Here is a 14,272-nt window from a genome sequence, read left to right on the forward strand (position 1 = left end):
ATGGAAATCACTACTATTCTCGGGATTGTTGTAGCAGTCGTGATTATGCTCTTGGGCATTCGAATGATCATGAAAAAACCTGCTGATGCAGCACCATCATTGGATTCGGAATTACATATTGATCCGGACAGTCAGACACCGGTTATTCCGCGTCATGTGCGTGCCCAGCTGTCAGCACAGGAGGCAGAGGCGCAACGTGTTGAACCGAGCCTGAATGCAGAAACTGTTGAAAGCACAGCACCGGCTACGGAACCAAAAGAAGCAGCAAAAGTAGAGCCGACATTGACGGAAACAGCCAAGCCTGTAGCACAATCTGCAAGCCCGCTGGATACGCCAATCGTTCAAGAGACTGAAGCAGAAGTCGCAAAAGCTGAAGTAAAAGAATCATCTGCTGAAGAAGTTAAGGCTGAAAATGCTGTTACAGAGGAAGTCAAACCTGCTGAATTTAGCCTGAACAGTAATATTGAAAAAGCTGAAATTTCAGACTTTGAAGATGAAAGCAGTATTCTCGACGCGCATCTGCATGAACAGAAAGTCGTGGATGATGAGTGCGCATTGGCAAATGCAGAAATGATTATTTCGCTGAGTGTCATTCCACAAGGCCGTGTATTGTCTGGTGAAAAAACGCTAAAAGTTCTGCTGAAATATGGCCTACGCTATGGTGAGCTGGCTTGTTTCCATCGCTACAGCGAAGATGGTTCTAAACTGCTATTCTCGGTATTGCAGATCACCGATACCGGTATGGAAGGTTTTGATCTGGAAACTTTGTCAACTGAAGAAGTAAAAGGTCTGGCATTCTTCCTGGCACTGCCACACAGCGATGTACAAAATGCTTTTGATACCATGGACAGTATTTCACGTCTGATTGCCCGTGAAGTAGACGGTATTGTCTATGATCAAAACCAGCAGGAGTTTACACCACAGCTGCGTGAATTCTGGCGTCATCAGGCGATTGATTATCGTGCTGGGCAGACTGCAGAAGTTTAAGCTTCTTGAAACTAGATATTAAGATTTTTTAATAGCCAAAACTGAAGAATATACAGGGCGGGCTTTTCCGCCCTTTTTTATGGTGAAATTATGACCCAAGATGCCACTGTCATTGCGCAAATGCGTCAATTGATTCAACTGATTGCCAAACATAATCATGCTTATTATGTGATGGATCAACCTACGATTGAAGACAGTGAATATGATCAGCTCTTTCACCAGCTCAAAGCTTTAGAAGAACAATATCCACATTTACAGCAGCCGGACACACCGACAGTCAAAGTAGGTGGACAAGCCCTTTCTAAATTCGTGACCGTAACGCATGCGGTGCCAATGCTGTCTTTAGGTAACGTATTTAACAAAGAAGAACTATTTGCTTTTGCCCGCCGTATTGAAGAGCGTTTACCCAATCAAAAGATCGAATACGATGTTGAACTGAAATTTGACGGTCTGGCGATTTCACTCTGGTATGAACATGGCGTACTGGTTCGTGGTGTCACCCGGGGTGATGGGGAAACTGGCGAAGATATTACCCAGAATGTCAAAACTATCCGTAACCTGCCAAAAATTTTATGCGAAGGGAATTGTAAACCTCCAGAACTACTAGAAGTACGTGGTGAAGTTTTAATGCCGAAAGCAGGTTTTAAAAAATTAAATAAACATTTAAAAAAGCATGGTGAAAAAGAATTTGCAAATCCACGTAATGCTGCTGCAGGTAGTTTAAGACAATTAGATTGTCAAATAACAAAAACACGTCCCTTAGCTTTTTATGCTTATGGAATTGCTCAGTGTCAACCTGGAAATAATATAGAAACGATTGCAGAAAATTTAGATTGGTTAGAGCAATTTGGATTTGAAAATTATAACCATTGGGTAGTAAACAGTATTGAGGAAGTACAAGCTAAATATGAACAACTAATTATCGAGAGACCTAATTTAAGTGTTGAAATTGATGGAATGGTTGTAAAAGTAAATAGCTTAGAGCAACAAAAAAAATTAGGATTTATTAGTAGAGCACCACGCTGGGCGACAGCTTATAAATTCCCTGCAGTGGCTGCATTGACCACCGTCGAAAATATTGACTGGCAAGTGGGCCGTACCGGGACTCTAACGCCTGTGGCACGATTGAATCCGGTTGCTGTGGGCGGCGTGACGGTTTCCAATGTGACCCTGCATAATATTGGTGAAATTCACCGTCTGGATGTAAGAATCGGGGATACCGTCAGTGTCTATCGTAGTGGTGACGTAATTCCTAAGGTTGAAAAAGTCTGGCCAGAATTTCGTCCTGCCGATGCGGTAGAAGTGTATTTACCTGAGAACTGTCCGGTCTGTGATTCTCCTGTGGTGATGCCGGAGGGTGAGGCATTGGCACGCTGTTCAGGTGAGCTGTATTGTGCGGCGCAGCGCATCGAGACCATTCGCCATTTTGTTTCACGTAAGGCCATGGATATCGAAGGTCTGGGCGATCGCTGGGTGGAGTCACTGTTACATCTCAATCTTTTAAAAGATGTCTCGGATATTTATCACTTGCATGAGCATCGTGAGCAATTGCTGCAAATCGAAAAAATGGGTGAAAAATCCGTGCAGAATCTCATTGATTCGATTGAAAACAGTAAGAAAACTACATTGGCAGCGTTTATTTATGCACTCGGTATTCGCGGTGTAGGTGAAACCACAGCACGTATGCTGGCCAACACTTTCCAGACTCTCGACGCTTTGCGTAGTGCTGATGTAGACGCTTTAAAGAAAACACCGGATGTGGGTGATATTACCGCAGAATGGATTGTTGATTTCTTCCAGGCACCGCATAACTTGGAAGTATTGGATCGCTTGTTGGCTGCCGGTATTCATTGGGATGCGCCAATTGCACCAACGCGCCAACCACTGAATGGTGAAAGCTGGGTAGTGACTGGAACTTTAAGCTCTATGGGGCGTGATGAAGCAACTCAATTGCTGCAAGCCTTAGGCGCACGTGTGAGTGGCAGTGTGTCGAGTAAAACCAAATGTGTGGTTGCAGGTGAGAAAGCTGGTTCGAAGCTGGATAAGGCAGAAAAGCTTGGCGTGCCAGTATTAAATGAAGAACAGTTTATTGCCTTAATGAAAGAGCATGGTCAACTTTCTGCTTAATCGATCTTAAGTATGAATTAAAAAAGACATCCGAGGATGTCTTTTTTAATGGCTTGATTGGGTTGGGCTCGTCACGATGAGCTGAATTCACGTACAATATCGATCTATTGACAGGTATAGAGCCTGTCTCATCAGATGATTCTGTTCTCCCGTTGATGATTGGCATACACATGGCGCAAGCAAAGAAAACTTTTCCGCAACAAAAATCGGAATTACATGTACGAAATCTGCATCGCAGTCGTTACGATTTCCCTCAGTTAATAAAGACTTGTCCGGAACTTGCACCTTTTGTCCGCCTAAATCCATATAACGATCTTTCTATAGACTTTTCTGATCCCCAAGCTGTGAAAATGCTCAATAAAGCATTGCTGAAACATTTTTATGGCATTCAATATTGGGATATTCCTCAAGATTTTCTTTGTCCGCCTATTCCGGGTAGAGCCGACTATATCCACTATTTGGCTGACTTGTTGAGTGCCAATCATCAAGGTCAGATTCCAACAGGACCTGCAGTTCAAGTCTTAGATATTGGGGTTGGTGCGAACTGTATTTATCCAATCATTGGTCATCGTAGCTATGGTTGGAAATTTGTCGGCTCAGACATTCATTCTGCATCCGTTAAAAGTGCTCAATTTATTGTCGAGGCGAATCCAAATCTACGTAAAGGGATTCAGATTCGATTGCAGAAGAACTCAAGCAATATTTTCAACGGTGTGATTAAACCCACAGATCGTTTTGATTTGACGATGTGTAACCCGCCATTTCATGCCTCGCAAGATGAAGCAAATGCCACAACAACACAAAAATTAAGAAAACTCGGCAAGCCGGTTGATCGGACAAAGGTGGTGTTAAACTTTGGTGGTCAAAAAAATGAACTCTGGTGTGACGGTGGTGAAGAACGCTTTGTCTGCCAAATGGTACAAGAGAGCATACAGTTTGCTGAGCAATGCCTTTGGTTTAGCACACTCGTTTCTAAGAAAACCACATTGCCTGTGCTTTTAAATGCGTTGCGTAAGAGCGGAGCAGTAGATGTGAAAACCATTAAAATGACGCAGGGGCAAAAAGAAAGTCGTTTTGTCGCTTGGACTTTTTTAGATTCAAAGCAACAACATGCATGGAGAAATGCACGTTGGACTTCAGCTTAAGCTTATTTTTGCCGAGGATGAGTGAGCTTGTCGGCACATGACGAAGATTTGGCTTGTTTATAGCAATGAACAAGCTCAATTTTGCTTATATGATAACTTGATGCCGATGCACTCAGCGTTTCTGATTTGATACGCATACAGTTCAATGAATATATGCCACAATGATTTTGAATCTAGTTACAAAAAACCAATACATTATAAAAGTACTTTGATCTTGTTCATCTAAGCTGATTACTGAGTGCAAGATATTGTTTTATAAATGGGAATTTATTCAACTAGAACTGTAAATGCAAGTACTTCTCATTTTAATTATTTAAAAATCATATATTTACGGAAATTTTATTTTGCAAATCCAGATGATTTTCTCCATAATAAGTCCATAAAGGTAGGGAGTTATAAAAATGCGTGGTAATCCAGAAGTCGTAGATTATTTGAATATGTTGATCGGTGGCGAACTGGCTGCTCGCGACCAATACCTGATCCACTCTCGTATGTACGAAGATTGGGGCCTGACCAAAATCTTTGAACGTATTGATCATGAAATGCAGGAAGAAGCACAGCATGCGGACGCAATTATTCGCCGTGTTCTGTTCCTGGAAGGTACACCGAACATGACCCGTGATGATGTAGAAATCGGTGAAGATGTGGTGAGCTGTCTGAAAGCCGACCTGAAACTGGAATATGAAGTTCGTCAAAAACTGGCAACAGGCGTGAAACTGTGTGAAGAGAAGGGTGACTACGTGACGCGTGATATGTTACGTCAGCAAATGTCAGATACAGAAGAAGATCATACTTACTGGCTTGAAAAGCAATTACGTTTAATTGAGCTGATTGGTCTGCAAAATTATATTCAGTCCCAGATGTAAGATTTGCAAAATCCCGCCATTTGAGCGGGATTTTTTTAACATCGAATTTTCAAGGATTTTAATACCATTTGGATGGTTTGTTGATCCTCAGCTGAAAACTGACTCATGTTAATATCAAATTCTTCCTGACCAGTTTTAAGTTTAAATAGATGAATGTCGGGGCTGTGTGGAGGAATTAAAATGCACTGAATTTCAGTGCTGGCATTCAGTGGAAAGATTTGACCGATTTTCATATGACCCAAAGACCAATAAATTTGATCTGCGTCTATCTCCAGTTTCTTGAACTTGCTGATTCCATAAAGTACCAAATAGGCCATCATTATGGTCAAGGTGATAATACTGATGTAGTGATCAGTATATTGAGCAGGTTGATAAAAAACAGCCGAGAACCACTGACTTAGTATTGCAAGCTTAAAGTTCCAGTCCTGATCAGTGATTCGCAGATAATAGCTGAATTGAAAAAGTAGATAACTTATCAAGATATAAGTTAAGCATAGAAAGGGATGCAATGAGCTTTGACAGTAGAAGGATCTTTTCATATTGTTATTTTTAGAGCTAAAAAACCAGGCAGTTGCCTGGTTTTTATCTTAACAAAGGCTTAGAACTTGTTAAAGCCTTTGTTTACGCCATAAGGACGACGTGGTGTGTTTTCATCACGTTCTTCACGTCGGCCAAAACCTGATTCGGGACGATTGTCACGGCGTACAAACTGAGTACCATTCTGGTTTTCACGACGACCAAACTGTGAGCCGGCTTGATTATTATCACGACGGCCAAAACCACCTTCACGACGTTCACGGCCAGTATTCGCTGCCGGTTCATCACTGTCACGGCGTTGCTGACGCAGGAAACCACCACGGCGTGCTGCCATAGGTTTTTCCTGCATACGCTCAGAACGGCGTTTTGCCATGCCGTACAAACCAGTACCTTGACGTGGTTTAAGCTCAACAGCTTTTGCCAGGTTATCGATGTCCTGTTTATCCAGTTCAATCCAGCGACCAGTACGCAGTTCGCGTGGCAGAATTACTGTGCCATAACGGGTACGTAACAGACGGCTGACTTTCAGACCTTGAGATTCAAAGATACGACGTACTTCACGGTTACGTCCTTCTTTCACCACCACCTGATACCAGCGGTTGATACCGTCACCGCCCAGTTCAGAGAATGATTCGAATTTTGCCGGGCCATCATCGAGTACGACGCCTTTGAGCATGTTATTTTTCAGCTCAGGCGTTACCTCACCCATGACACGAACTGCATATTCACGTTCGATTTCATTGGAAGGGTGCATCAGACGATTCGCCAGTTCACCGTCATTTGTGAAAAGTAACAGGCCAGTTGAGTTAATATCCAGACGACCAACCATCACCCAACGATCACCTTGGATCGCAGGCAGGTTATCAAATACAGTCGGACGTTGTTCAGGATCGTTACGTGAACAGATTTCGCCTTCAGGCTTATAGTAAATCAGTACGCGACGACGGATTTCGTCCTCAATCTGGAATTGTACCTTACGACCATCGATGCGAAGCTCATCACCTGGTTCGATACGCTCACCCACTTGGGCAACTTGCCCATTCACACTTACACGACCAGCGGCAATGACTTCTTCCATATAACGGCGAGAACCCAAACCAACACGTGCAAGCACCTTTTGCAATTTTTCACTCATGACAGCATAACCTTAGAAATAATTATCAACAGTTCACCTATTTATGACTTCGGTGCATTTGCATCGAGGGTCATAAAAGCTTCCTTGGCATCCTGCAGGGGAGGCAATTGGCCTAAACTGGTTAAGCCAAACGCATTTAAAAATTGTGGCGTTGTCACTAACAACGCAGGTCTTCCAGGGAGTTCACGAAAACCAGATTCTTTAATCCAGTTCCAGTCAAACAGCGAACGCAAAATCTGACTGTTATTTGTGACACCACGAATTTGTTCTATATCTGCCCGGGTCACCGGCTGGTGATAGGCAATTACGGCCAAAGTTTCAAGTAATGAAGGAGACAAGCGCGCTGGTCGCTCGGGCCATGTCTGAGCAATAATATTACGATACTTCGCACGTACTTGAAAACGGAAACCTTGAGCAGTTTCAATCAGTTCAATTGAGCGGCCATGCATCAGCATAGACAATTGCTGTAGGTACTGACGTAATTCCTGCTTGCTATATCGATCCTGAAAAGCTTCTTTTAGACGTGCAAGAGACACCGCTGAATCACTCGCAAAGATAATCGCTTCCAGCTGCATTAGAACATCATGCAGACTATCTTCCGCTGTAAGGATTGAGCTATGGTCAATGGTCATAAAGGTGCTCCCTGAATTGCGAGCGGGGCTTCAACGCCTGTAGCAATAATCTGAATTTTTTGTTGACGTGTCAGTTCCAGAACCGCCATGAAGGTGACGACCATGCCCATCCGGCCCTGGTTTGGTTTGAGTAAATCTGCAAAAGAAAGCACTTCACCAGTTTCCAGGCAGCTTTCAATGTAGGCAATGCGTTCTTCAAGTAGCACCGGTTCCTGTTGCACCTGATGAATCACCGGCTCAGGACGGTTAAAGATACACAGCAGGGCATCACGCAGCAGATTGACGTTATGACCTTCATTCGGTTGAATGAACTCGCCCAGACTGACATTGGTCTCAAACGTATCACGTTCAAGCACACTCATTTTGTTCAGACGTTCTGCGGCCTGTTTAATGCGTAAATAATTTTCCAGACGATCGATCAATTCCTGTTTCGGATCTTGTTCCGTCGCAGAAATACTTTTGGGTTTTGGAAGAAGTAAGCGGGATTTGAGGTCCGCTAATAATGCCGCCATTACCATATAGTCTGCGGTCAGCTCAATATTGAGTGACTTCATCGCATCCATATAGGACAAGTATTGGGCAGCAATCGGCGCAATGTCGACTTGCAGCAAGTCAAAGCCATTTTTTTGGATCAGATAAATTAAAAAGTCGAGCGGGCCTTCGAAATGCTCTAATAGGATTTCAAACGCTGAAGGAGGAATGTAAAGATCCTCAGGAATCGTCTCCTGCCATTCATCCAGTACACGGATGTGTGGAGTAGGTTCCATCATATTATGGATGCTTTGATTCATATACAGTTGTTGGCCACGCGAATTTTCAAAGGCATGAAGGCTGATTCTTCGATCTCACATCGAAAGAAAAAGCATGTAAAAAGTTGATCTTAGTGTACTCGAAAAATACCTCTAAATAAATTGGATATGGAGTTAGATACAAAAAAACAGTAGCTTTTACGGCTATTTTTCGGTTTTTGATCATATCAAATACAGGGATGCCTTTCTGAATTAAGGGTTCATAGAAATGAAGTTAAGCTCCAGTTGGGTTTGCAACCCCTAAGATCGATCATGAGCAATGACAAATATTGAGAATTAGATCAGGAAAAAATCCTTCTTTAGCAGCAATTAAAAAGTAAAAGTTTAAAAAATAAACCTTAAAAACAGATATCTATCATTCAAAAAGTATTCTAATATCTCAGAAAAATATACTGATGAATAAAACAACTAAAAACAGGACGGGTGATCAATATGGCTATTATGCTGGTACTTATTGCCGTGATTGGCTTGGGGGTATTCTGGGGTTATCCAAAATACGAAATGATGCAACTTGAAGACCAAGCACGTCAGCAGCTTCAATCAGGTAAATTTGCCGAGTTAGAAGCGAAGTATCAACCCATACTTCAAAGAGAAAAGGTAGAGCTTACGATTCTGGATCAGTATCCAAATATTCGCTTTTATACACGCTGGCTTGAAAATGAAAATAAAAAACTTTCTGTAAAGAGTGAACAGAATGTCAAAAACATAGCCTGTGATTCTGTAGAGGCTTTTCAAAACTTTGATTACAAGTCTCGAACTGCAGTCTTAAATGTGATTGAAGAAGATCAAATTGTTTTTCATATGAATGTCAAAAATAAATTTGGTATGGACATGATGCAACATCAGCAAAAGCTGTCGGATTGTCCAAGTTTTTTGCAAATGAGAGCATTAAAAGCTGGGGAAGAATATGTCCCACCACCTCAAAAAAATGCCCCAGTAGACATGGTTGCACCTGCTGCATCGGTTTCGGAAGAAGCTGCGCAACCTTTAAGCTAAAATCCTACGGATAAAAATATGAATATAAAATTTGTTGTTGTTGGCCTTTTAGTGATTGCCGGACTATTTTTCGGAACTGAAAAATATTGGGAGCATAAGTTTCAACAGCAGGCACGAGATAATCTAAAACAGGTACACATGGATGCACAGACTCAACAGCGACTGGAAAATAGTGGTCTGCCCATCTCTGGAGATATACTAAATCAGTAGCCAAATATTATTACTTACATGAAACTTACCACTTTAGCGGATAATCAATTACCGGCAGAAATCCAAAGCCATGTACGACAACTTGGTTGTATGCAGGTTGACCAGTTACAAGGTCAAGAGCCAGATTTGGTAAAAGCCTATATAGCGGTTCTTGAAGAAGATCAGGTTTCATCCAGCTATACCATTCAAAATAAATTTGGCAAGGCTGTGTTTGAGCATAAACAGATACTAGCAGATTGCCCAAATTTTATGACTTTGAGTCAGTTATAAATATGTTGTGGTCCTACTGCTTTAACGCATATTCAATTATTCGCTGGCAGGTGTCTGCTAGACAGAGATTATTTGTTGAATAAATGTTCAGCAGTTTTCTTGTCATCGCAACTTCAAGAAAATACTGGTACTCAATATTGTCGATATTCAGACTTAAGACAGGCTTAGAGTTCTTTTCGATAGAAATTGCCTTAGATTCTAATGTCCAAGGCCGTTTGACGTAGATCAGATGATTGGCAGGAAGTTCATTCAAGTTTAGCAGGAGATAAAATAGATTCACTTTATTTCCTCCTAAAACTGAATTAAAACGTTTTAATTATTCAAAAGCAGTTACATCACCGACACCACGGCGAATTACTTCAGGTTGATCACCCGATAAATCCACGATAGAAGTTGTGCTTAATGTACCTAGGCCACTATCAATAAATACATCGATGCGCTTGCCGAGCTGCATTTCAATCTCGTATGGATCATCCATTGGATCAGTCTGATCTGGCAGGATCAGGGTTGAGGTTAACAGGGGTTCACCCAGTTCTTGAAGCAGCATCTGACACACGGGATTGCTGGGGATACGTAAACCGATGGTTTTTTTCTTCGGATGCATTAAACGTTTAGGTACTTCACTGGTGGCTGGCAGAATAAAAGTAGTGACAGCAGGCGTATTATTTTTCAGCAAACGATATACGGCATTGTCCACTTTGGCATAGGTCGCAATGTCCGACAAGTCACAGCAGAGAATGGCATATTGGTGCTTAGGGCCTAGACCACGAATCTGGGCAATGCGCTCCATGGCATTTTTATTTCCGATCTGGCAGCCAATTGCATAAGCGGCATCAGTTGGATAAACAATTACATCGCCGGCACGGATACGTTCCACGGCCTGACTGATCAAACGTGGTTGGGGATTGTCTGGGTGTACGCGTAAATGCAACATAAACTCTGTCTCCGATCCTGTGCTGACTTTATTATGAGATTGCCTGCGACGGACATGCAATCTCAATAACGTAAATTTGTATAATTTAATCAAGCATTTCACGAATAAATTCGTCGGATTGTAAACTTTTGCCATTCCGTGTACAGGCACAGATACAATCAATAAAACGTTTTGCGTCACGAGGTAGTTTGGCTTCACCACTAAAATAACGCTGGACCTGTGCATAGACATTATCTTTAAAGCTGCTGCCATTGCCGCCTTCACCGGTCAGGTTGTCTAAAGACACGCGAAATTTACGCCCAAAGGCTTTGGCAAACATCCATTCAATCGCCTGGGGCTTGATTTCTACCTGTTCAAATAAAGCTTGCTGTTCCTGGGTACGGCCATCTGGCGCATACCAGTAGCCCAGATCTGGCAATAGACGACGCTTGTCACCGGCAATGGTCCAGTGGCTGATCTCATGCAGGGCACTATTGAAGAAACCATGCGCAAATTGAATGCGGGCAGGGGTATCTTCAGTAGCCGGGAAATATTCTGGTTCAAAATCACCACGGACTAATGTGACATTTAGGTGGGAAAACCAGTGATTAAAGTGTAAGATGAGCCAATCAACCTGTTCTGCTTCTGACGATACATTCGCCCACGGTAAGCGTTGCACTTGCTGTAGTGAGCTGTCAGAATCCAGAGTTGAAAGTGTGCTAACGAGTGATGAAACATTCACTTCTGTTTGCGGCTGCAACAGATGCATGACTGAAATTACCCAATTGGTCTGTCTAAAAATAAGTACAAAATTGTATCTTAATCTTTGACAGAGTTCTGATGAATTTGTAGAATTGCCGCCTTAATTATGTCAGCAAATACCTTTCCGGCACAGATTGAGCCGTTTAAATGGGCTGAACAGGGCTTTAAATGGTCAGGTCAACTGCCTTTATCCCGCTTTGTTCGTATTGCTCGTGAAGCTGTTGGATCAATTGATGATCAATTGATTAACATAGACTGTAAGCTATCAATGGATGCTTATCATCGCATTGTGTGGCTAGATGGCCATGTTGAAACGAAAGTTCCAATGGAATGTCAGCGTTGTCTGGAAACCGTTGAGATTGAACTCGTTTCAGATTTTCATCTTGCCCTTGTGGATGACGAATCACTGATAGAGCGCTTGGATGAGGATGCTGATTTCATCGTCTTAGGTGAAAGTGAAGCAACGACGAAAGGTTCATATGATGCACCTGCCACCGCTGATTTACTGGCACTCATAGAAGATGAATTGTTATTGTTGATGCCGTTGTCTCCTAAGCATGATGTTTGTGAGCATAAGCACCAACCCGCTCAAGAAGAAGTTGTTGAAGAAAAACGGGACAATCCGTTTGAAGTTTTGGCAGCTTTGAAGGGTAAACTTAACTAATTTTTGTGTTATACTCATACGTATAAGACAATCGAATTTGTTCTGATCCATTTTTTCGATATTTGTAAGGAGCCATCATGGCCGTTCAGCAAAACCGTAAAAGTCGCTCTCGCCGTGACATGCGCCGTTCACATGACGCTTTAACTGAGAATGCATTAACTGTAGACCAAGCTACTGGTGAAACTCATCGTCGTCACCACGTATCTAAAGATGGTATCTACCGTGGTCGTCAATTATTCGCTAAAGCATCTGCTGAATAATTAATGATGTATTAAGCGTCAAGCTTGATAGAAAAAATGGGAGCGTTAAGCTCCCTTTTTTTTGTCTGTCACTTTTAGGCGCTTTAATAAAGTTGGGCTTTTTGTTGTATTTGGCAATTACCCCAGCCAAAATTACGTGCTAAATTGCGCTCCACAATGAGTTAGGTGGTATTTAGCTGTTAATTTTCATCAATTCTATGAAGATTAGCGCCTCTTAATTGAAAGGATTTTATTATGTCTGCTAAACAACTCGAGCAAGCAGCTCAGGCAACCAAAACTGCATTTGTATTCCCAGGTCAGGGATCGCAGAAGGCGGGCATGCTCGCTGAACTGGCTGAGCAGTTTAGTAGTGTAGGTGACACATTTGCCGAGGCATCTGAAGCAGTAGGCTTCGATCTGTGGCAGATTGCCCAAAGTGGTGAAGGTCTGAATCAGACTGAATTCACTCAACCGGTCCTTCTGACTGCATCGATTGCATTATGGCGTGTATGGCTGGAACTGGGTGGTGTTGCACCAAAGTATCTGGCTGGCCATTCTTTAGGTGAATACAGTGCACTGGTTGCATCTGGTGCGTTAAGCCTAGGTGATGCAGTGAAACTGGTCAACCTGCGCGGTAAGCTGATGCAAGATGCAGTCCCACAAGGTGTGGGTGCAATGGCGGCAATTCTAGGTCTGGAAGATGCTCAGGTTGTGGAGCTTTGTGCACAGGCAACAGCAGCCGGTGAAGGTTCGGTTGAAGCAGCCAACTACAATGCCAAAGGTCAAGTCGTTGTTGCAGGGAACAAAGATCGTGTTGATGCGGTGATTGAGCTGGCAAAAGAAAATGGCGCTAAAGCGATCGCATTGCCCGTATCTGTTCCATCCCACTGTTCACTGATGAAACCTGCCGCTGAACAGTTTGCTACGGCTTTGGAACAAACTGCCATTGAGCTACCACGTATTCCTGTAATACAAAATGTGGGCGCGGAAATTGCAACAGATGTGAATGCATTACGTCAGGCACTGACTGCGCAATTGTATGAATCTGTACAGTGGACCAAAACCCTGCAATTCCTTCAAGACGAAGGTATTGCATATATCGTGGAATGCGGTCCGGGGAATGTACTTGCCAATATGGCAAAACGTTTACCAAATATCGAAAAAGCACTTCCACTGGACAATCAATCCCGTCTGGAAGATGCATTAAACACCGTATTGGTGGCAGAAGGGAAAATTGCATGACACAGGAACGTAAAGTTGCCTTGGTGACAGGTGCAAGCCGCGGCATTGGTGCTGCAATTGCGCAACAACTCATTCAGGATGGCTACTTTGTGGTAGGAACTGCCACTTCTGAAGCTGGCGCTGAGAAATTATCTGCACAGTTTGCTGAAAATGGCGCAGGTAAAGTCCTTGATGTGCGTGATGGCGCAGCCATTGATGCACTGGTGACTGAAATTGAACAGAACTATGGTCCAGTTCTTGCGTTAGTGAACAATGCTGGTATTACCAAAGATAACCTATTGCTGCGTATGTCAGAAGATGACTGGGATGATATCCTGAACATTCATCTGAAAGCCGTTTATCGACTTTCCAAGCGTGTCCTGAAAGGCATGACCAAGGCACGTTTCGGTCGTATCATTAACATCAGTTCTGTAGTGGCGCATTTTGCTAACCCGGGTCAGGCGAACTATTCTGCTGCCAAAGCAGGGATTGAAGCGTTTAGCCGCAGTCTTGCAAAAGAAATGGGTAGCCGTCAAATTACGGTAAACTCTGTGGCACCAGGCTTTATTGCCACTGAGATGACTGAACAGTTAAGTGAAGAAATTCGCAAGAAAATGAGTGATCAAGTGGCATTGAACCGTCTCGGTGATCCACAAGATATCGCAAATGCCGTAAGTTTCTTGGCTTCTGACAAGGCAAGTTACATTACAGGTACTGTAATTCACGTAAATGGTGGTTTATACATGAGCTAAGGGGCTT

At 42.9% G+C, this 14,272-nt stretch carries 17 protein-coding genes; 11 read left to right on the plus strand and 6 right to left on the minus strand.

The features are described 5' to 3' along the window. The 4 genes from F899_RS04375 (at position 1) to ftn (ending at position 5,125) form a co-directional block, all read left to right on the plus strand. Positions 1 to 987, plus strand: coding sequence for a cell division protein ZipA C-terminal FtsZ-binding domain-containing protein (locus tag F899_RS04375; protein ID WP_005221058.1), 987 nt, complete (start codon positions 1 to 3; stop codon positions 985 to 987). 90 nt (positions 988 to 1,077) lie between these two features. After that, positions 1,078 to 3,114 carry an NAD-dependent DNA ligase LigA gene (gene ligA, locus F899_RS04380; RefSeq protein WP_005221060.1) on the plus strand — a complete coding sequence of 679 codons (2,037 nt, stop codon included), beginning with the start codon at positions 1,078 to 1,080 and terminating at the stop codon, positions 3,112 to 3,114. Between the two features lie 170 nt (positions 3,115 to 3,284). After that, a complete protein-coding gene (gene rlmF, locus F899_RS04385) occupies positions 3,285 to 4,259 on the plus strand; it encodes a 23S rRNA (adenine(1618)-N(6))-methyltransferase RlmF (protein WP_005221062.1) in 975 nt (324 codons plus the stop codon). A gap of 401 nt (positions 4,260 to 4,660) precedes the next feature. Next, positions 4,661 to 5,125, plus strand: coding sequence for a heteropolymeric bacterioferritin subunit Ftn (gene ftn / locus F899_RS04390; RefSeq protein WP_004811213.1), 465 nt, complete (start codon positions 4,661 to 4,663; stop codon positions 5,123 to 5,125). A gap of 598 nt (positions 5,126 to 5,723) precedes the next feature. Here the strand turns inward: ftn and rluB are convergent. Genes rluB through F899_RS04410 form a run of 3 tightly spaced genes read right to left on the minus strand, consistent with a single transcriptional unit; the run spans position 5,724 to position 8,220 of the window. Continuing rightward, positions 5,724 to 6,797 (minus strand): 23S rRNA pseudouridine(2605) synthase RluB, encoded by a 1,074-nt coding sequence (gene rluB, locus F899_RS04400; protein ID WP_004811208.1) that lies wholly within the window; start codon positions 6,795 to 6,797, stop codon positions 5,724 to 5,726. 41 nt (positions 6,798 to 6,838) lie between these two features. Then, positions 6,839 to 7,429, minus strand: coding sequence for an SMC-Scp complex subunit ScpB (gene scpB / locus F899_RS04405; RefSeq protein ID WP_005221066.1), 591 nt, complete (start codon positions 7,427 to 7,429; stop codon positions 6,839 to 6,841). Then, a complete protein-coding gene (locus tag F899_RS04410; RefSeq protein ID WP_026056761.1) occupies positions 7,426 to 8,220 on the minus strand; it encodes a segregation and condensation protein A in 795 nt (264 codons plus the stop codon). Before F899_RS04410 ends, scpB begins: the two co-directional genes overlap by 4 nt. Before the next feature lie 450 nt (positions 8,221 to 8,670). Between F899_RS04410 and F899_RS04415 the strand changes: the two genes are divergently transcribed. From F899_RS04415 to F899_RS04425, 3 genes are read left to right on the plus strand one after another with little or no spacing between them, the layout of a single operon-like run. After that, positions 8,671 to 9,234: a hypothetical protein gene (locus F899_RS04415; RefSeq protein WP_005221069.1), complete on the plus strand. Its 564-nt coding sequence runs from the start codon at positions 8,671 to 8,673 to the stop codon at positions 9,232 to 9,234. 18 nt (positions 9,235 to 9,252) lie between these two features. Continuing rightward, entirely contained in the window at positions 9,253 to 9,444 is a 192-nt protein-coding gene (locus tag F899_RS04420) for a hypothetical protein (protein WP_005221071.1), read from the plus strand. Positions 9,445 to 9,462: 18 nt separating this feature from the next. Next, on the plus strand, positions 9,463 to 9,714 hold the full coding sequence (locus tag F899_RS04425; protein WP_005221072.1) for a hypothetical protein: 252 nt from the start codon (positions 9,463 to 9,465) through the stop codon (positions 9,712 to 9,714). A gap of 13 nt (positions 9,715 to 9,727) precedes the next feature. Here F899_RS04425 and F899_RS15995 read toward each other — a convergent pair whose 3' ends face one another. The 3 genes from F899_RS15995 to F899_RS04440 all read right to left on the minus strand — a co-directional run bounded on the left by F899_RS15995 (position 9,728) and on the right by F899_RS04440 (position 11,396). After that, the gene (locus F899_RS15995) at positions 9,728 to 9,994 is read right to left on the minus strand and encodes a hypothetical protein (RefSeq protein ID WP_005221073.1); all 267 of its coding nucleotides are present in this window, start codon (positions 9,992 to 9,994) and stop codon (positions 9,728 to 9,730) included. Positions 9,995 to 10,030: 36 nt separating this feature from the next. Beyond that, a complete protein-coding gene (locus F899_RS04435) occupies positions 10,031 to 10,648 on the minus strand; it encodes an L-threonylcarbamoyladenylate synthase (protein WP_004811196.1) in 618 nt (205 codons plus the stop codon). An 85-nt stretch (positions 10,649 to 10,733) separates the two neighbouring features. Further along, the gene (locus F899_RS04440; protein WP_004811194.1) at positions 10,734 to 11,396 is read right to left on the minus strand and encodes an elongation factor P hydroxylase; all 663 of its coding nucleotides are present in this window, start codon (positions 11,394 to 11,396) and stop codon (positions 10,734 to 10,736) included. 99 nt (positions 11,397 to 11,495) lie between these two features. Here F899_RS04440 and F899_RS04445 point away from each other — a divergent pair, with 99 nt between their 5' ends. From F899_RS04445 to fabG, 4 genes are all read left to right on the plus strand, one after another. After that, on the plus strand, positions 11,496 to 12,053 hold the full coding sequence (locus F899_RS04445) for a YceD family protein (protein WP_004811191.1): 558 nt from the start codon (positions 11,496 to 11,498) through the stop codon (positions 12,051 to 12,053). 77 nt (positions 12,054 to 12,130) lie between these two features. Beyond that, positions 12,131 to 12,313 (plus strand): 50S ribosomal protein L32, encoded by a 183-nt coding sequence (gene rpmF, locus F899_RS04450; protein WP_004279227.1) that lies wholly within the window; start codon positions 12,131 to 12,133, stop codon positions 12,311 to 12,313. Positions 12,314 to 12,547: 234 nt separating this feature from the next. Then, a complete protein-coding gene (fabD, locus tag F899_RS04455) occupies positions 12,548 to 13,534 on the plus strand; it encodes an ACP S-malonyltransferase (protein ID WP_005221075.1) in 987 nt (328 codons plus the stop codon). Beyond that, on the plus strand, positions 13,531 to 14,265 hold the full coding sequence (gene fabG, locus F899_RS04460) for a 3-oxoacyl-ACP reductase FabG (RefSeq protein ID WP_005221077.1): 735 nt from the start codon (positions 13,531 to 13,533) through the stop codon (positions 14,263 to 14,265). Before fabD ends, fabG begins: the two co-directional genes overlap by 4 nt. Positions 14,266 to 14,272: the final 7 nt, after the last annotated feature.

This window comes from Acinetobacter sp. CIP 101934 (genome assembly GCF_000369585.1).
Taxonomy (GTDB): Bacteria; Pseudomonadota; Gammaproteobacteria; order Pseudomonadales; family Moraxellaceae; genus Acinetobacter; species Acinetobacter schindleri.

What these genes read in the sequence shown, in the direction of transcription:
- F899_RS04375 (WP_005221058.1), top strand. Translation starts at nt 1, where the DNA reads ATGGAAATCACTACTATTCTCGGGATTGTTGTAGCAGTCGTGATTATG.
- ligA (WP_005221060.1), top strand. Translation starts at nt 1,078, where the DNA reads ATGACCCAAGATGCCACTGTCATTGCGCAAATGCGTCAATTGATTCAA.
- rlmF (WP_005221062.1), top strand. Translation starts at nt 3,285, where the DNA reads ATGGCGCAAGCAAAGAAAACTTTTCCGCAACAAAAATCGGAATTACAT.
- ftn (WP_004811213.1), top strand. Translation starts at nt 4,661, where the DNA reads ATGCGTGGTAATCCAGAAGTCGTAGATTATTTGAATATGTTGATCGGT.
- rluB (WP_004811208.1), bottom strand. Translation starts at nt 6,797, where the DNA reads ATGAGTGAAAAATTGCAAAAGGTGCTTGCACGTGTTGGTTTGGGTTCT.
- scpB (WP_005221066.1), bottom strand. Translation starts at nt 7,429, where the DNA reads ATGACCATTGACCATAGCTCAATCCTTACAGCGGAAGATAGTCTGCAT.
- F899_RS04410 (WP_026056761.1), bottom strand. Translation starts at nt 8,220, where the DNA reads ATGAATCAAAGCATCCATAATATGATGGAACCTACTCCACACATCCGT.
- F899_RS04415 (WP_005221069.1), top strand. Translation starts at nt 8,671, where the DNA reads ATGGCTATTATGCTGGTACTTATTGCCGTGATTGGCTTGGGGGTATTC.
- F899_RS04420 (WP_005221071.1), top strand. Translation starts at nt 9,253, where the DNA reads ATGAATATAAAATTTGTTGTTGTTGGCCTTTTAGTGATTGCCGGACTA.
- F899_RS04425 (WP_005221072.1), top strand. Translation starts at nt 9,463, where the DNA reads ATGAAACTTACCACTTTAGCGGATAATCAATTACCGGCAGAAATCCAA.
- F899_RS04435 (WP_004811196.1), bottom strand. Translation starts at nt 10,648, where the DNA reads ATGTTGCATTTACGCGTACACCCAGACAATCCCCAACCACGTTTGATC.
- F899_RS04440 (WP_004811194.1), bottom strand. Translation starts at nt 11,396, where the DNA reads ATGCATCTGTTGCAGCCGCAAACAGAAGTGAATGTTTCATCACTCGTT.
- F899_RS04445 (WP_004811191.1), top strand. Translation starts at nt 11,496, where the DNA reads ATGTCAGCAAATACCTTTCCGGCACAGATTGAGCCGTTTAAATGGGCT.
- rpmF (WP_004279227.1), top strand. Translation starts at nt 12,131, where the DNA reads ATGGCCGTTCAGCAAAACCGTAAAAGTCGCTCTCGCCGTGACATGCGC.
- fabD (WP_005221075.1), top strand. Translation starts at nt 12,548, where the DNA reads ATGTCTGCTAAACAACTCGAGCAAGCAGCTCAGGCAACCAAAACTGCA.
- fabG (WP_005221077.1), top strand. Translation starts at nt 13,531, where the DNA reads ATGACACAGGAACGTAAAGTTGCCTTGGTGACAGGTGCAAGCCGCGGC.